We start from the raw sequence: 17,566 nt of genomic DNA on the forward strand, positions 1-17,566 counted from the left end.
TTTACAGTTGTCAGTTGGCAGTATGAGAAGTAAGTATGCAGCGATTTGAAGATTTAGAAGTATTTCAACGGGCCTATAAGCTTTCTTTGAAAGTTCACAAGCTCTCGCTGGAATTTCCGAGAATTGAACAAATGCATGGACTTGCTGATCAGATGCGCAGAGCCAGTAAAGGAATCTGTGCAAATATTGCTGAAGGACATGGGAAACTGATCATCTCAAAAGCAGAGTTTCGAAGGTTCATATTGATGGCTATCGGATCATCTGACGAAATGAGAGTTTGGTTAAGGTACTGCCTTGATCTCAATTACATTGACGATCAGCAATGGCAAGACCTCAAAACCGAATACAACCAAGTCAGTAAGATGTTGGTTAGTTTGCACAAGAGTTTTAAATAACTCAGTTCAAACTGACAACCGACAACTGCAAACTGACAACTGAACCGGTAGAGGAGCGTTGTGTAAGCGGTTGAAGGTTCACCGGGAGGTGGGCTGGACGTATCACAAGTGCGAATGCTGACATGAGTAACGATAAAGGGAGTGAGAGGCTCCCTCGCCGGAAGACCAAGGGTTCCTGCGCAACGCTAATCGGCGCAGGGTGAGTCGGCCCCTAAGGTGAGGTCGAAAGACGTAATCGATGGGAAACAGGTTAATATTCCTGTACCCCTTTTGACTGCGATGGAGTGACGGAGAAGGCTAGGCCAGCAGGGCGATGGTTGTCCCTGTTTAAGGTCGTAGGCTGTGGACTCAGGCAAATCCGGGTTCACAAAGCCGAGAACTGATGACGAACCCACCAAGGTGGGGAAGTGGTTGATGCCAGGCTTCCAGGAAAACCTTCTAAGCATCAGGTCAAAAGGGACCGTACCCGAAACCGACACAGGTGGTCAGGTAGAGAATACCAAGGCGCTTGAGAGAACCTGGGTGAAGGAACTAGGCAAAATGGCACCGTAACTTCGGGAGAAGGTGCGCCGCTGCCGGTGATCGGACTTGCTCCGTAAGCTGGCGGTGGTCGAAGATACCAGGTGGCTGCGACTGTTTATTAAAAACACAGCACTGTGCTAACACGTAAGTGGACGTATACGGTGTGACGCCTGCCCGGTGCCGGAAGGTTAATTGATGCTGTTATCGCAAGAGAAGCGGTTGATCGAAGCCCCGGTAAACGGCGGCCGTAACTATAACGGTCCTAAGGTAGCGAAATTCCTTGTCGGGTAAGTTCCGACCTGCACGAATGGCGTAACGATGGCCACGCTGTCTCCACCCAGGACTCAGTGAAATTGAAATCGCTGTTAAGATGCAGTGTATCCGCGGCTAGACGGAAAGACCCCGTGAACCTTTACTACAGCTTCACAGTGAATCTTGATGTTGCTTGTGTAGGATAGGTGGGAGGCTTTGAAGTGTGGACGCCAGTCTGCATGGAGCCAACCTTGAAATACCACCCTGGCAATATTGAGGTTCTAACCCAGGTCCTTTAGCAGGATCGGGGACATTGTGTGGTGGGTAGTTTGACTGGGGCGGTCTCCTCCCAAAGAGTAACGGAGGAGCACGAAGGTTGGCTAAGCACGGTCGGACATCGTGCGGTTAGTGTAATGGTACAAGCCAGCTTGACTGCGAGAGGTACATCTCGAGCAGGTACGAAAGTAGGTCATAGTGATCCGGTGGTTCTGAATGGAAGGGCCATCGCTCAACGGATAAAAGGTACTCCGGGGATAACAGGCTGATACCGCCCAAGAGTTCACATCGACGGCGGTGTTTGGCACCTCGATGTCGGCTCATCACATCCTGGGGCTGAAGCCGGTCCCAAGGGTATGGCTGTTCGCCATTTAAAGTGGTACGCGAGCTGGGTTTAGAACGTCGTGAGACAGTTCGGTCCCTATCTGCCGTGGACGTTGGAAGTTTGAGGAGAGCTGCTCCTAGTACGAGAGGACCGGAGTGGACGAACCACTGGTGTTCGGGTTGTGTCGCCAGACGCATTGCCCGGTAGCTAAGTTCGGACGGGATAACCGCTGAAAGCATCTAAGCGGGAAGCCCCCTTCAAGATGAGACTTCCCTGGCCGCAAGGCCCATAAGAGACGTTAAAGACTATGACGTTGATAGGCGGGGTGTGTAAGCGTTGTGAGGCGTTGAGCTAACCCGTACTAATGACTCGAGAGGCTTGACCATATAACGCCAAAGCGATCTGGAAACTAGAGACTAGTGTCAAGAGACAAGTTTCAAGGAGCCATGCACGAGAGTGTTGAGCAAGAATAAACGACGCAGCTTGTAAAAGAGATTTGGATTCCATGCTTTTATCTTGAAACTTGTTTCTTGATACTAGCGACCAGTTTTGCCTGGTGACCATAGAGTGTTGGAACCACCCGATCCCATCCCGAACTCGGAAGTGAAACGACACATCGCCGATGGTAGTGTGGGGCTTCCCCATGTGAGAGTAGGTCATCGCCAGGCATTGAATAAAGCAGAACCCCGGTTGAGAGATTGACCGGGGTTTTTGTTGTGTGTCGAGCATGTTGCACAGCTTGGGGGTGAAAGTCCCCTGCTCAGCCAGATGAGGGCGAAGGGTTAGCGAAATATCAAGGTTTGTATCGCGAGGTGCAGGCTGAAGGCAGTGTGGAGCAAAACTGCGAGCTAACGAACAGAAATCGGATATGAGGCTGTCTGCGTCGGGACGAGTTAGCAATTGATAACGAAGTCCCATACTCATCCGGACATTCAGGCAGTAGATCCGGCAGTTGTTCAGTGAAGGCGGTGTGACTTACCTCGGGAGGTCTGTGTAGTGTCTGACATTTCAGACTGAGGTCATCTAAGGTGTCCTGATCGCTACACAGAAGTCAGCAGACGGCATAGTAGCTGGCGTATGTCAGTAAAGGCCCGAACGGTAAAGAGTGGTGAGTAGTTTTTGTCATTCGATACACCGGACGCAGACAAGTCCAGCAAACACTGGAACTCATACCAAGTGGTCACGGCGGAAACGGAGGCTGCGAGGCTATGAGAGCTGAGGTCGTGTCGGTATCACAGGATTACGAAAGCCCGGCGGGTGGTACGAGCCTGATGGAACGTATCACCAACCCCAATAATTTAACAAGAGCCTTACAGCGAGTTAAACGCAATAAGGCCGGATCTTAATCAACCGAAGCTGTGTGCTGCGCTTGACTTTGCCAGTGAGTGTGACGTTGGTTGCCACACAACTGTAAAGGTTGAATATTTGCAATCGCCAAACGCAAAGGAGTTTCAAAAGATTCCTGATAATGACTCAATATATCTTCAGCAGTATGGAAAAAAATATTCCCGTCCCCCAGTTTACCTATGCAAACATTATCTCCAATGTGAATAAATGTATGAACGGGATCGTTGTTTTTTAAAATTGCAATAGGAGTGAATTGATTGTTTGTATCTAAAGTTTTTAAGTTTGTATACTCGTTGCGGAATTTATCTAGAAATGAAGTTGAATTAAACTCCATAAAGTTCACAAACTGATAGCAAGTTGCTGGGATTTTTTTACCTTTATAAATCTCAGCAACTGTCTTATTTCCTAAGAAAGGGACTAATCTATCTGGAGGGCAATCATCGAAATAAATCTGCAATCCTGAGTTTACACATTTTAAGAATTGCTTTTGCCATAGATGTGAAGGTGCATAGTCGTGATTGCCATTTTGTGTTTTGATATTAAAAGTGAAAGAGCTTTTTGGCCTGTCGTCACTAATGTCAATCATTTTTTTTGCCAGCTCATCATCTCTTTTATTGCCATCGATATAATTAAACACAGTGCCGTCTATTTCAAAAGGGATATGCTTTAATACCACTCTATTCTTCAAGCCTCTCTCATGAAACCCAACGAAAGCAGTCTCTCTTTTTTTGGATCTATCAATTTTTATAGATACTGATGGCTCTAAACACTCCACAGACCTGTTATAACACGTTGCTCCAGATGTTTGTGAATTGTACGGGTTTTGTGTTGAAGCCATATCTGTTGTTGAGAGCAATCTTTTATTTGAAATATTGCTGACCGGTGTCGTCATGATGCAACTCCTTTTCTTTTATTGATTGATGTTGTTCGGAGTCACAACCCTATATAAAGTTCATAACAAAATGGTCAGCCAATATAACAATGAGTGGCAGTATTACCCTATAGTCTGGCAGTCTGCCGATGCACCAGATGCTACTAGGTGTGCCAAGTGGTATCACGACCATGGTAATAATACTTGAGTAATTGTATTCCAACGAGACTATGCTCTGGTGTCAATGGGAGAAAAGTCCGAAGCGTTATGCGGAGCTGAGAAGGCGGGGAGTCAGTGATGAACTGACGAGACAGACGGTAGGATCTAGCAAAGGGCAGTTGCGAGTATGCCGGAGTCCTGCGCTGCACTTAGCATTGCCGAATAGTTGGTTCGATGAATTAGGTTTGATTAGATTATTGGCTGCTTAACTGACCGAAACGCCCAGTACGGACCCGTAAACTGGGTGTTGTGGGAGGAGCGTAGCTGTAAGGCTTCGCCCTATCCCGGTTATCCAATGCTTTGTTCCTGAGAGAAATTGAGTCCTGGATAATAAACCCGGCATCTCAGCGGGTCATCACCCCAAAAACGCCTGATAAGCCTTGTTATCCGTTTCTTCACAGTAGTAATAGTCCAGCTCAGCCAGAAATTTTGCGATGTGTGGTCTCTCCATTTCTGGTACTTCCAGACCGACAGCAACACGGCCATAGGCAGCGCCGTGATTCCGGTAGTGGAACATACTGATGTTCCATTGGTCACCCAATTTGTTCAGGAAGTTGAGCAAGGCACCCGGACGTTCCGGGAATTCAAAACAATAAACCACCTCATCCTTCACAGCTTTACTATGGCCGCCTACCATGTGACGAACATGCAACTTAGCCATCTCGTTGTCGGTCAGGTTCTCTACCGGATAACCTTTCTCTTGCAACTCATGGATCAGATTATCAATGGGCATTTGATCAGGATGAACCTGGACACCTACAAAGATTCGGGCATTTTTGGGGTCGTGGAAGCGATAGTTGAATTCGGTGATATTCCTTTTACCAAGGGTTTCACAGAATTTTTTGAAACTGCCGGGTTGTTCAGGGATGGTGACAGCGATGATCGCTTCTCGCTTCTCACCTAATTCCGCACGTTCGGAAACATAACGCAGACGATCAAAGTTGATATTGGCGCCACTGGCTATAGCCATCAGTTTCTGATTGCTGGCACCTGTCTCGCTGACATATTTTTTCAGGCCAGCCACACTTGCCGCACCGGCAGGCTCACAAACCGAACGGGTATCATCAAAGATATCCTTGATGGATGCGCATATTTCATCAGAGCTGACCGTGATCACTTCATCAATGTATTTCCGGCAGAGCTTGAAGGTTTCTTCGCCGATCTGAGCCACAGCAATGCCGTCAGCAAAAAGACCCACATGGGGCAAGGTCACTCGCTCATCAGCTTCCAGAGCTGCTTTCAGACAGGCAGATTCTTCATACTCAACGCCGATGATCTTGATATCAGGGCGCAGATACTTGATATAGGTCGCTATGCCTGCGGCCAAACCACCTCCGCCGACGGGTACAAAAACCGCATCGAGCTGACCGGAATGCTGACGCAGAATTTCCATGCCGATCGTGCCCTGACCGGCGATAGTGTAGGGATCATCATAAGGATGAATAAAGGTATAGCCCTGTTCTTCAACGAGTTTCATGGAGTAAGCCAGTGCCTGATCAAAGGTATCACCATGAAGGATGACCTTTGCCCCTCTGGCCTCGCAGGCTTTGTACTTTATTTCAGGAGTAGTACCGGGCATCACGATAACGGCTTCAATTCCCATGGTCTTGGCTGCCATGGCCACGCCCTGGGCATGATTGCCGGCAGAAGCACAGGTCACTCCGCAGGCTTTTTCTTCAGCGGTTAACTGGGCCATCTTGTTATAAGCGCCCCGGATTTTAAATGAGAATACGGGTTGCAGGTCTTCACGCTTCAGAAAAACCTGATTATTCAAACGCTTGCTGAGAAAAGGAGCCTCATGAATAGGAGTCTCAATCGCCACATCATAAACTTTGGCTTCGAGAATCATTCTTATGTACTGATGAGGCATGGGACTTCACTTTTGTAATAACTTATCTTGGTTGGACTGATTCTAAACAGGCATGTGTACAAGAAACAATCTTTTATCGTTTTCAAGTAACAAAAGGTTATACGGAATTTGAAGTATTTAGTTCAGCGGGGGATCGTTTCCGGGGGTATAATCCCTGGCTTCATTGTACATGACCGCAAGGTAGAGACATGACCCAGGACGAGCTGAAGAAGGCGACTGCCGAGGCTGCATTGCAGCGGATCCTCCCTCATCTGGAAGAAGATATGATTATCGGTATTGGCACTGGTTCCACGGCCAATTTCTTTATTGATGCTCTGGCAGAACACAGAAACAGTTTTGATGGTTGCGTAGCCAGTTCAGAGGCTTCTGCTGATCGTCTGAAACAGCACGGGATTCCGGTTTATGACCTGAACAGTATCAGTGAACTGCGCTTTTATATTGACGGGGCTGACGAGTCTAACAATCGCCTGCACCTGATCAAAGGCGGTGGAGCAGCCCTGACAAGGGAAAAGATTGTGGCTGCAGTGGCGAAAGAGTTTATCTGTATTGCAGACGAGAGCAAGCTGGTAGACGTGCTGGGTGAATTCCCGCTTCCTGTCGAGGTTATTCCCATGGCTCGCAGTCATGTTGCCCGTGAATTGGTTAAATTGGGTGGTGACCCCGCTTACCGTGAAGGGGTTATGACTGATAATGGTAATATCATTCTGGATGTATGGAATCTGGAGATTACTGACGCCATGGGTCTTGAAGAAAAGATCAACCAGATTGTGGGAGTCGTAACCAATGGATTGTTTGCGGCGCGATCTGCTGATGTGTTGCTTCTGGGCACTGCGGAAGGGGTTAAAACCATCAGGGCTTAAATAACCTGGGCCGGCTGTAAACCCGGCCATTTCCCCTGACCTCTATTATGAAATATTATTTGTCACCAATATGGGACAACAAAGATTTCCTGAATCCATGGTTGTCAGAAAATGGTGTTCAAAAAGAAGTGAAGCGAAGCCAGAACGCTCCCTAAAGAAAGTGACAATATAATCAGTTCGCCGTTTTTCAGTTCATTATCCTGAGTATTATGTTGATTCGTATCCATACTGCTTCTCCTTACATCCTTGTTTAGAGTATTCCCTTAATGCTTTCACTCTAGGTCTGTGATAGCTCTGCCGCCTTAAGACGTTCGTATAGATTTAGACAAAAGTCGAAGAAAAAAGTTTGGAAAAAAAGCTGTTATGACTGAAAAAAATCCTTAATATAACTTTTCGAGAGAAAGAAGGATTTAGATAATGAGAAAATGGAATTAATTCCATTCCAAGAGAACTACAGCATGATAAGAAAAATGAACAAAACTCTGGCCGCTCTGGCGGTATCTGCAGCCGTAACAGGGGCTTCCGGTCTGGCTCAGGCCGCCGACACGATAAAAATTGCTCTGGCTGGCCCGGTAACAGGTCCTGTAGCCCAGTATGGTGATATGCAATTCACCGGTGCGAAGATGGCCGTAGAGCAAATTAACCAACAGGGGGGCGTCAATGGTAAGCAGCTGGAAGCGGTAGTCTATGACGATGCCTGTGATCCCAAACAGGCCGTAGCGGTTGCCAACAAAATCGTAAATGACGATATCCGTTTTGTCGTAGGGCATCTGTGTTCTGCTTCTACCCAGCCTACCACCGACATCTATGAAGATGAAGGTATCCTGATGATCACCCCCGCCTCCACCAGTCCGGAGATCACCAGTCGTGGATATGAGCTGATATTCCGCACAATTGGACTCGATAGCCTGCAAGGACCCACTGCGGGTAACTACATCGTAGAGAGCATAAAGCCAGAGCGTATGGCAGTTATCCATGACAAGCAACAGTATGGTGAAGGCATTGCTACAGCCGTTAAGAATACGGTTGAAAAAGCCGGTATTGATGTGGCTGTTTTTGAAGGTGTTACTTCAGGTGACAAAGACTTTTCAGCGCTCATTGCCAAGTTGAAGAAAGAAGATGTCGATTTTGTTTACTACGGTGGCTATCACCCTGAACTGGGCCTGATTCTGCGTCAAAGCGCAGAAAAGGGTTTGAAGGCTAAATTCATGGGGCCTGAAGGTGTGGGCAACAAGGATATTTCAGCCATTGCCGGTCAGGCTTCAGAAGGTTTGCTCGTGACACTGCCGAAGAGTTTTGATCAGGACCCTGCCAACGCCAAACTGGTAGCCGCCTTCGAGGCAAAAGGTGAAGATTCATCCGGTCCTTTCGTATTCCCTTCCTATTCTGCTGTTCAGGTTATGGCTGAAGGCATGGAACTGACCAAGAGTGAAAGCCCTGAAGAAGTAGCCGACGTTCTGCGTTCAAACACCTTCAGTACGCCAACAGGCAACCTGGCCTTCGATGGCAAGGGAGACCTGAAAGACTTCAGTTTTGTCGTTTACGAATGGCACGCTGACGGTACCAAGTCTGAGGCTTCAAAATAAGAGTCCGATCGGGAAATACCGTCGACTGTAACTGTGATGGTATTTTCATTACAGGGAATAGCTTGCATAGGCCGACGCTGAAATGTTCAGTTGTCGGTCTGCTTCTGTCTCATCTTTTAGTTCCCAATCCCTGTTCAATGTCTTCCACGCTGGGTAGTTGCGATTGCAAGTTTTCCGGCAGTGATTGAGTGAGCTGGTATTCCGAGACGCCAATAGGCTTTTGCATATCACTGAGAGAGTACTCTGCCACGAGTTTGTCCTTGTTCTTGCACAGCAGAATGCCAATGGTGGGCGTATCGCCCTCTTTACGCAGTTGTTCGTCCACGGCCCTGATATAAAAATTCAGTTTGCCTGCATGTTCCGGTTCAAAATCTACCGTCTTCAGCTCAACCACCACATAACAATGTAACCGGACATGGTAAAACAGCAGGTCAATATAAAAATCCCGTTGTCCCACCTGTATATGAAATTGCTTGCCCATAAAAGAAAATCCAGCCCCTAATTCCAACAAAAACTGGGTGATATGCTCAGTCAAACCTTTCTCAAGCTCACGCTCGTTGTAGTTTTGGGTCAGGGCGAGAAAATCAAATACATAAGGGTCTTTCAGGGTTTCTTGCGCCATGTCAGATTGTACGGCTGGCAGGGTGGTACTAAAGTTACTGACGGCCTGTCCCTCTCGCTGCCAGAGGCCGCTTTCTATCTGGTGAGTGAGTACGCTTCGGCTCCAGCCGTGTTTGATAGTATTCTGAACGTAATACAGGGCTTCCTGTTTACTTTTGCATTTGTTGATGATGAGCTGGTTATGCCCCCAAGGAATTTGAGTTAATTGTGCAACAGGCTGTTGCGCAATTGCCCCGTTATCAGACCAGAACGTGTACCATTGCCTGATTAACTCAAGATTTCGACGAGAAAACCCCTTAATTTCAGGGAAATCTGACATTAAGTCTTTACTAAGCTGCTTGAGGAAGCCTTCACCCCAGTTAGCCTGAGCCTGTCGACGAACAATGTCTTCCCCCAGTTCCCAGTAAAAAGCCAGCAAGGTCGAATTCACCTGAACAGCGGCTTTAAGCTGAGTTGACAGTACCTTCTGCTTCAAGGTTTTCAGCCAGTTTTTGTACTCGCCGTTCAGGCTTAGGTTGACGGTGTTTTTTTGTTTGCTCATGAGTGAACCTCTTTTAACACCGCTGAAACTTAGTTGAGATATTGCCCGAATTCAATGTCAGCATTCTGCTGCCTATTTTTGTTCCTTCCCTAACAAGAGCCGTTGTCGTATGAAAGAGTCAGCCTGGCATTAGGGGTTTTCACAAGAATAAAAACGAGGTCGTAGAATGGGGGATGCAGGTACAACTCGTTCTCACGCTCTGAGGGTGTCGGAAAACTCCAACAGCTCGTTCCCATGCTCTTAGGTCGTCATTCCCGCGAAGGCGGGAATCCAGCGCCAACGGTGGATCTCTGCCTTCTCGGGGATGACAAGGCCAGGAGGGCACCGGGCAGTATGGTTCTGGTGGTGAGTCAGTTTGGATTCCCGCCTTCGCGGGAATGACGGGAATGAAGCTGGGAATGACGGGAATGAAGCTGGGAATGATGGGAATGAAGCTGGGAATGATGGGAGTCAAATCGTTCCCACAGAGTTTTGCGACACCCACGCTCTGCGTGGGAATGCATACCTCCCCTGAAAAGGGGACTCTGCAGCGCGAGATGGGTATGGGTTCCCACGCTGGAGCATGGGAACCAGAGTTTTGCGACAGCCTCTTCACTGCGGGGAGGATGTCAATTTCAGAAATCGAGAAAATCAGAAAGTGGGTTGGTGCGGCTGACAGTCCAGAAGAATCTATCAAAACACAGATCGCGCTAGCTGGTGGATTTATTCCTGGTGCTGAAGTCCTTTGAGTCAGAACAAATATAGAAATCTTACCCTGCACTTCAGCAATGAAGCCCAGTGCAGGGCACTCACTCACGCCTTCAACATATCAAACACAACCCGAGCAAAGCCCCGAGCCAATTCCGGGTTGGAAAGATACTGCAACATCATCTCCTGTTGAGCCTCGTTGCTGTCCATCACGGCATCATCAATGGCTTGCGGGAAGTCACCGAGCAGTGCTTGTTCAGCCGTATTGTTCTCAATCTGCTTCATCACCGTTTCGTTTTCGGCCAGTTTGTCCCGCACGGTAAAGGCGTAGTTGATCAAGTCAGCATCGGTCAGGTTGTCGGTAATAAACAGCTCATTCAGCCGAGCGACAATCTGGGATAAGAACTCTTCTTTCTTGTCCTTGGGTTTGGCGGAACCGATATCGCTGGAGGGTTCCAGTTCATAGCCCTCGGCGTCTTCCTTCAGTTCAATGTCTTGCTGGCGAATCCTGGACAACCGGTAATGGCTCATCACCACGTTATCCAGGTCAATATCATCTTCTTCAATGACCTTTTCACGGAGCAGTGGGCGCAGGTAGCGAGCATAAAGGCTGAGCTTTTCCAGATCTTTGTTGTCGTAGTCCACAATCTGGGACATAAACTCGTAGAAACGGGTAAAGGTGCCTAAGTCCTTTTTGAAGATTTCCAGCCGGTCTTTTTCCAGCTTGCACTCTTTGAAACTGTTTTCAGCATTAGCGATTAACACGGCATCTTTAGTCTTCTTGGCTCGTTCGAACATCTCCTTGGCACGTACATAAGCATCAATGGCAGAACTGTATCGCTTCTGCCAGCGATCCACAGCGGGCTTGCAGATGTTGCTCACCGCTGCATTGCTTTTGCTCTTGGAAAGAAACGCCTCGCAGAACTGTTCTACTTCGTTCCAGGTAAAGATACCGCTGGCACGGAGTTTTTCGTAAAGGTCGAATACCTTATCCGGGTCTGTCACATCCGCCAGTTCAGCGATTTGGTAATACGGCTGGAATGCGGCCAGAATCTCTTCCGGCTCATTGACAAAATCCAATACAAAAGTGCCGCACTCGGCTTTGCCGGGATAGGTACGGTTCAGACGGGACAAGGTTTGCACACATTCCACACCACCTAAGGGCTTGTCTACATACATGGCGCAGAGTTTCGGCTGATCAAAGCCAGTCTGGAATTTGTTGGCAACCAGTATGATCTGGTAGTCGTCGCTATCGAATGCTTTGCGCATGTCCCGGCCCTTTAGAGCTGGGTTCATATTGGTTTCGGTGAACTTTTGGTCCAGCAGGGCAGAGCTGTCCGGATCGTCCTTATGGAATTCCACCTCGCCGGAGAAGGCAATCATCACGGCTATAGAACTTTTGTGCTCTGAGAGATATTTATCAAACGCCAGCTTATAACGCACCGCTTCCTTACGGGAACTGGTAACTACCATGGCCTTTGCCTGACCAGCGAGCAAGCCCATAACATGCTCTTTGTAGTGCTCGGTGATGACTTTCACCTTCTGGGAAATATTGTACTCATGGAGACGCACCCAGCGGTTCAGTTTTACCTTGGCTTTTTTGCTGTCTACCTCTTCGTCCTCGGCCTCTATTTTTTGGGCCAGCTGATAGGCCACCTTGTAGTTGGTGTAGTTTTTCAGCACATCGAGAATAAAGCCTTCCTCAATGGCCTGGCGCATGGAGTACACATGGAAGGCTTCAGGCAGGTTCTTCTCGGAAGCAGGCTCATCAGGTTTGGGCAGGCGACCAAACAGCTCCAGGGTTTTCGCCTTGGGTGTCGCAGTGAACGCATAGTAATTCAGGTTGCTGCTGCCCCGGCGTGAAGCAATGGTTGCGTCCAGCATATCTTCTGAAGACAGTTCTTTGTCCTCATCCCCGTCATCAGCACCATCCACCATCAACACTTCCTTCAGCTTGCGGGCGGTGGAGCCGGTTTGTGACGAGTGGGCTTCGTCGGCAATCACGGCGTAACGGCGTTCCTTCAGTCTGGTACTGTTCTCAATGGCCGCCAATACATAAGGGAAGGTTTGAATGGTGACAATAATAATCGGTTGAGCACTCTCCAAAGCCGCTGCCAGTTTCTCCGACTTGGAGCCATCGCCTTCTTTTTTGTTGATGCGCCCCACCACACCGTCGGCGTGTTCAAACTGGTAGATGGTGTCTTGTAGCTGATCGTCCAGCACGGTTCTGTCGGTAATTACTATCACTGAATGGAACTGCTTGTTGCCTTCGCCATCGTACAGGGTGGAAAGCTGATGGGCGGTCCAGGCAATAGAGTTGGATTTACCGGAACCGGCACTGTGCTGCACCAGATACTTGTTGCCCGTGCCTTCCGCCTTTGCTGCCGCAATCAGCTTGGTCACCACATCCCACTGGTGATAACGGGGAAAGATCAGGGTTTCCTTTTTCGACTTGCGGCCTTCCCAGTCTTCCTTTTCTTCGATCTGCAAATGCACAAATCGACAGATAATATTCAGCAGGTTGTCGGGCAGCAGCACCTCGTTCCACAGGTATTCGGTGGCGTAATCATTCTTGTTTTTGGGAATATCATTGCCTGCACCGCCTTCTGCCGTGCCTTTGTTAAACGGCAGAAAGAAGGTATCGCAGCCCGCCAGCTTGGTCGCCATATACACTTCGTACTGACTCACGGCAAAGTGCACCAGCGCCCCCCGTTTAAAGGTCAGCAGCGGTTCCGGCTTGCCGGTTTCCGGGTCTTTGGGCAGACGGGTCTTTTGATATTGTCGTTTGGCGTTTTCAATGGCCTGTTTGAACTCCGATTTCAGCTCAAGCGTTGCCACGGGCAGACCGTTGATAAACAGCACCAGGTCAATGCGCCATGCCTTGGCTTTTTTACCGGTTTCTGCCAGATGAACGTCGACGCCTTCCCCCTCGGGGGAAGGTTGGGATGGGGGGACAAGATTGACATAAGGACTGTAAACCAGCTCCGGCACCACACGACAACGGTTTTCTTTATAGCGAGCCAGCGTATCCGGGTTCAGGGTATGTTCCGGCATAAACTGGCATAGAGAGAACCGGGCATTGCGAATCTTCAAGCCATGACGCAACACGCCCAGGGTGCCAAAGCTGCGAAGCTCCTTATCAATGGCATTGGCGTCGGCTTTCTTTAACTGGTTGACCAGATGGCTGATAAAATGCTGTTCCGAATCCACCGGAAAGCTTTTGCAGAACTTTTGCCATTCCTTCGCTTGGGTGTTCTTCACAAAATCCAGTACATCGCTGGTATACAACGCCGTTTCCCGGTCGTACTGGTCACCACTGCCCAGCAGCCAGCCTTTGGCTTGCAGGCGGGCGATCATATCATTCTGGAAGGTGGATTCGCTGGTACTGTCCATATTTCAAGGTCTCAAAATGGTACCTGAAGGTCTCTATCTGGGACTTTTCAGGGATTATGCAGACAGTGTTTGCACAATGTATCAATCTGGCTGAATTGTCTCCACACTGCGGAGACAATTCGAGGATTCCACTATTCAGTTTTATCGAATTTTGCGTAAAACCCCTCGCTTCAGCGGGGGGATGTAAGCAACGAATCCGCCAAGATTCGCTATGCACAATGTTCGAAGTCGATCAGGGTTGTGCTTCTGGCGCTTAACCTTTTACAGCCCTTCTTAATTGTTGTGCTGGTTATTGTAGTTTTACCTTCTATATCCATCAATACAGCATATCCTGTAGACATTCTACCCTTGATAAATCCTTTACCCTTTTGGGTATTTACATAGTCGAACTTTTTAATGCCAAACAACTTGCCAACAGGAATTTTCTTTTCTGATCTCTGCCCTTTGTGTAACTGATAGTCACCTTTAGAGACATGAACCTTCTTATACACAATTGGACTCGGTTCAACCAACTCCCAATGTTCACTGCAAATAGCTACAGCATCATTGAAATGGGTTTTGGGTAATTTTAAAATCGTTTCACGCTTGAATTTTGTCTCATACCCAAAGGTTTCTTTGAATGACCAGTTTTTCTTTAACACTTCCTTGATGGTGCTGACTTGGGTGGCGTGTTTAGTCTTGCTTTTCTGGCTCTTAATCTCAAATTTCCCATCGTGTAAATCCTTGTGGCACCTTTCACATAGGGTTATTAGGTTACCAGGCTCATCTGTTCCACCATTTGATCGAAATACAATATGATGAACGTGTAATTTTTCACTATGCTTAACCTTCTGTTTTGAATGACATTTGTATCCATCACGATCAAGGACATAGGCTTTGACGTTGTAATAATCCTTCTGTTTTCCTTCCTGATAGCCCCTTCCCGACACTTCAGGGTTGGTTATCTTGTGAATGTCAAAACTGGCCGTTTCTACATTCCATCGGGTAACAGGTAAAATCATTTCAACCTGTTTCTTTTCCCTGAAATGGGACTGAACCTTAGACCTTACAGAAGGTGGAAGCCTTCCAAACATGGTTGAGTTTTTCCTGTTCAAAAATCTGGGCTTTCTATATCGGGTTTTTCTGTTACGTCTATTGCTCCGATACATTCTCCTTTGATCCATTTTTTTCTTAATATCGGTTCTAAGCTTGACTTGAGACTGATATACAACCTTGCCGTTAGATATAGCAGCACAGCCGATAACCTTAGAGCCGGTATCCATACCAGCCACTACAGTTTGCTTATAGCCTGTAGAGCCAAACTGTAGCTGTATAGTGAATGGTGTCCTTGAAACAACCCTAGCCTTACCCTCTTTCAAGAGCTTTCTGGCCCGTTGGGGCTTGCATGGCATTAATGGTTCACCATTCTTGTTGAGTACGTAAACTAGCATTCAGTCTACCTCCTTCGAGTTGTGCTTACGCTGGTTTGTAGGATCAAACCAGTTTCAGACTTCCTTTCGACCAGTTATAACGGCTTCGCAATGTGGTTGACTGTCTATAACCCAATAAGACTGTTTACAGAGCCACGATAGAGCAAGGAACTAAGGCGACATTCCAAGGTATCTACATCCGAAATAACGTCTACTATTTTTTGCCTCTCCTAAATAGTGGTCTAGTCAACAAGGGCTTTTACAAGCCCGTTCCTTTAGGGACGGGTAGTTGACCCAGTTCAAGTAATTCAATTTGCTTTTGCTTCTTACCTGCACAAAGAATGATGCCGATAGGGGGGTCTTCTCCATGCTGACGGTCATATCTATTCAGCCAGCGTAGATATAACTCCATCTGTCCTTTGTACTCAGCTTTAAACTTGCCTGTTTTCAGTTCAATAGCAACCAGTCGCTTCAGTTTTCGGTTATAGAACAAGAGATCAATATAAAAATCATCTTCATCAATTTGAACTCGGTGCTGGCGTGCGACAAAAGTGAAGCCCATACCCATTTCTAACAGAAAATGCTCCATTTCCCGCAAAATAGCATCCTCAAGATCTTTTTCCACGTAGGTATCATTAAGCTCAAGAAAATCCAGAATGTAAGGGTCTTTCAGAACGATATCCTGATCGGCTTTCCCTTGATCCCTCAGCATTTTCAGATCGTGAACAATGGTTTCTTCCGGCTTTCGGGATAAGGCAGTACGCTCAAACAGCATGGAATCCATACGCTCGCTGAAGGTGCGGACAGACCATCGCTCCTGAATCGCCATGGTCATATAGAACTCACGTTTTAATGGGTCATCAATGTAAATCAACAGTTTCAGGTGTGACCAGCTCAATTGTCTCCACACTGTAGAGACAATTTCATCAGCCTCACAGATTTCGGCAAACTTAATACAATGTCTCAATTGCTGAGGGCTCCAGCCCTTACCAAACTGCCCGGAGAGCTGGCGGGACAAGTCGGAAATAACCTGTTTGCCGTAGTCTGCCCGCTTACCCTTCAGGATTTCCTGCTGAATACGCTGACCGACCTTCCAATAGAGTGCGGTTATCTCGGCATTGAGTGCCACCGCTGCCCGTTGTTTGGCTCTTTGTATCAGGTCTTTGATTTCGCCGAACAGGTTATCCGGCTCTTTTGATGAAGCGGGTGTTTTGCTCATGCGGTGGCCTCTGCGGGTTGTTCTTGTTGTTGTGCTTCTGGTTGCCAGTCACGTACGTCCTAAGAGATTTCAGGGAGTGATTTAACCAGATTTAACAGCTCATGGGTTAGCAGAATCAGTTCTTTCAACAGTTGCGGGTTAATATCCAGATGCCCTTCGTATTCCGCCAGGTTACGATGCTTGTGGCATTGATCAAGAACCCGCCATTTTGCACGACTCAAGTCTAATGTATGCTGCAAACACTGGAACACCAGATAACGGCTTTCAGAGCGGTAGCCGTGCCAGCGTAATGCAGCAAGTGACAAAGCATGGGCCGCACTGTAGGCCAGAGAAAACTGACTGTCGACGGATAAACCACTGATGGCAGCATCTTTGAGTTTGGTTTCAGCCGCCCGAACCATCCCTGCAAATTCCTGTGCATCGGGGGGTTCTTGTTTGAGCTTGTTGATTTTGACCAGATTATCCAGCTTTTTCACGATGGCTTGTCTCCGGTTAAGGGTTGATCGGTCAGCCAGAGTTTGGGCTGCTCCATAAGTCGTGTGACAAAACTTTGCTGACTGTCTACTCTTTGCTGGAATTCTTCAGGCGTCAGCAGTGTAGGATTAATGATTCGCCCCAGCTGATTTTCTGCTGGTTCCAGATGCTCCATAATCTCGCCATAACTTAAATCATGCCCCACCAGCAAAACGTCTATATCACTGCCCGCGTGTTCCTGTCCTTTTGCTACCGAGCCATAAATAAATGCCATGTCACATTGACTTAAAACGGGCGACAGTGCTCTTTTAATCACACCCTGTACGCCAAAGGTTTTGCGGGTAATGGCTTTCAGCTCTTCAAACACGGGGTTATCGGGATTGGCTTGATAATGCTGCTGGTTACCCTGCTGGTGAGTGGTGAGCAATCCGACTTCGGTCATTTTCTTGAGTTCCCGAACCACAGCGCCCTTGCCGACCCCGGCCAGCCTTGCCACCTCGTTCAGATAAAAAGAGCAGTCCGGCTTGCCGTAGAGCACAGCCAGCAGACGTTGCTGAGTTTTGGTGAACAGTACGGAGGCAATGGATGACACAGTGACGAAGTTCCTATAGAGGTATCAATATGGGAACTATAGGTCTCATATTGGGACTTTTCAAGGTCCCAAAAAAAGACCTTTTAGTCTCAAATTGGGACTTTTTT

13 protein-coding genes and 2 rRNA genes (1 of these 15 only partly in view) are annotated in these 17,566 nt (G+C 47.8%); 5 read left to right on the forward strand and 10 right to left on the reverse strand.

Annotated features, from left to right (window positions below):
• Positions 1-2,156, forward strand: a 23S ribosomal RNA gene (locus ACOJUO_RS12290); it begins 1,326 nt to the left of the window's first position.
• 166 nt (positions 2,157-2,322) lie between these two features.
• A 5S ribosomal RNA gene (gene rrf / locus ACOJUO_RS12295) occupies positions 2,323-2,438 on the forward strand.
• A gap of 674 nt (positions 2,439-3,112) precedes the next feature.
• Here the strand turns inward: rrf and ACOJUO_RS12300 are convergent.
• The gene (locus ACOJUO_RS12300; RefSeq protein WP_422139924.1) at positions 3,113-4,009 is read right to left on the reverse strand and encodes a hypothetical protein; all 897 of its coding nucleotides are present in this window, start codon (positions 4,007-4,009) and stop codon (positions 3,113-3,115) included.
• Positions 4,010-4,562: 553 nt separating this feature from the next.
• Complete coding sequence (gene ilvA / locus ACOJUO_RS12305) at positions 4,563-6,077, reverse strand: threonine ammonia-lyase, biosynthetic (RefSeq protein WP_422139925.1); 1,515 nt, start codon at positions 6,075-6,077, stop codon at positions 4,563-4,565.
• A 188-nt stretch (positions 6,078-6,265) separates the two neighbouring features.
• Here ilvA and rpiA point away from each other — a divergent pair, with 188 nt between their 5' ends.
• On the forward strand, positions 6,266-6,937 hold the full coding sequence (rpiA, locus tag ACOJUO_RS12310) for a ribose-5-phosphate isomerase RpiA (protein WP_422139926.1): 672 nt from the start codon (positions 6,266-6,268) through the stop codon (positions 6,935-6,937).
• A 104-nt stretch (positions 6,938-7,041) separates the two neighbouring features.
• Here rpiA and ACOJUO_RS12315 read toward each other — a convergent pair whose 3' ends face one another.
• Positions 7,042-7,164: a hypothetical protein gene (locus ACOJUO_RS12315; protein WP_422139927.1), complete on the reverse strand. Its 123-nt coding sequence runs from the start codon at positions 7,162-7,164 to the stop codon at positions 7,042-7,044.
• A gap of 243 nt (positions 7,165-7,407) precedes the next feature.
• Here ACOJUO_RS12315 and ACOJUO_RS12320 point away from each other — a divergent pair, with 243 nt between their 5' ends.
• On the forward strand, positions 7,408-8,523 hold the full coding sequence (locus ACOJUO_RS12320) for a branched-chain amino acid ABC transporter substrate-binding protein (RefSeq protein ID WP_422139928.1): 1,116 nt from the start codon (positions 7,408-7,410) through the stop codon (positions 8,521-8,523).
• Positions 8,524-8,632: 109 nt separating this feature from the next.
• Here ACOJUO_RS12320 and ACOJUO_RS12325 read toward each other — a convergent pair whose 3' ends face one another.
• Positions 8,633-9,685 carry a PDDEXK nuclease domain-containing protein gene (locus ACOJUO_RS12325; protein WP_422139929.1) on the reverse strand — a complete coding sequence of 351 codons (1,053 nt, stop codon included), beginning with the start codon at positions 9,683-9,685 and terminating at the stop codon, positions 8,633-8,635.
• A 139-nt stretch (positions 9,686-9,824) separates the two neighbouring features.
• A complete protein-coding gene (locus ACOJUO_RS12330) occupies positions 9,825-10,139 on the reverse strand; it encodes a hypothetical protein (RefSeq protein WP_422139930.1) in 315 nt (104 codons plus the stop codon).
• On the opposite strand from ACOJUO_RS12330, the gene ACOJUO_RS12335 reads away from it, so the two are divergent.
• A complete protein-coding gene (locus tag ACOJUO_RS12335) occupies positions 10,126-10,413 on the forward strand; it encodes a hypothetical protein (RefSeq protein ID WP_422139931.1) in 288 nt (95 codons plus the stop codon). The two genes, ACOJUO_RS12330 and ACOJUO_RS12335, sit on opposite strands and share 14 nt — an antisense overlap.
• 64 nt (positions 10,414-10,477) lie before the next feature.
• On the opposite strand, the gene ACOJUO_RS12340 is transcribed toward ACOJUO_RS12335, so the two are convergent.
• The 5 genes from ACOJUO_RS12340 to ACOJUO_RS12360 form a co-directional block, all read right to left on the reverse strand.
• Positions 10,478-13,765, reverse strand: a complete 3,288-nt coding sequence (locus tag ACOJUO_RS12340) for a type I restriction endonuclease subunit R (RefSeq protein WP_422139932.1) — start codon at positions 13,763-13,765, stop codon at positions 10,478-10,480.
• Between the two features lie 209 nt (positions 13,766-13,974).
• Entirely contained in the window at positions 13,975-15,195 is a 1,221-nt protein-coding gene (gene iscB / locus ACOJUO_RS12345; RefSeq protein WP_422139933.1) for an RNA-guided endonuclease IscB, read from the reverse strand.
• A 238-nt stretch (positions 15,196-15,433) separates the two neighbouring features.
• Positions 15,434-16,393 (reverse strand): PDDEXK nuclease domain-containing protein, encoded by a 960-nt coding sequence (locus ACOJUO_RS12350; protein ID WP_422139934.1) that lies wholly within the window; start codon positions 16,391-16,393, stop codon positions 15,434-15,436.
• A 59-nt stretch (positions 16,394-16,452) separates the two neighbouring features.
• On the reverse strand, positions 16,453-16,869 hold the full coding sequence (locus ACOJUO_RS12355; RefSeq protein WP_422139935.1) for a hypothetical protein: 417 nt from the start codon (positions 16,867-16,869) through the stop codon (positions 16,453-16,455).
• A complete protein-coding gene (locus tag ACOJUO_RS12360; protein WP_422139936.1) occupies positions 16,866-17,459 on the reverse strand; it encodes a nucleotidyltransferase domain-containing protein in 594 nt (197 codons plus the stop codon). Before ACOJUO_RS12360 ends, ACOJUO_RS12355 begins: the two co-directional genes overlap by 4 nt.
• Between the last annotated feature and the right edge of the window lie 107 nt (positions 17,460-17,566).

The organism is Endozoicomonas sp. ALC020 (assembly GCF_049275935.1).
Lineage (GTDB): Bacteria > Pseudomonadota > Gammaproteobacteria > Pseudomonadales > Endozoicomonadaceae > Endozoicomonas_A.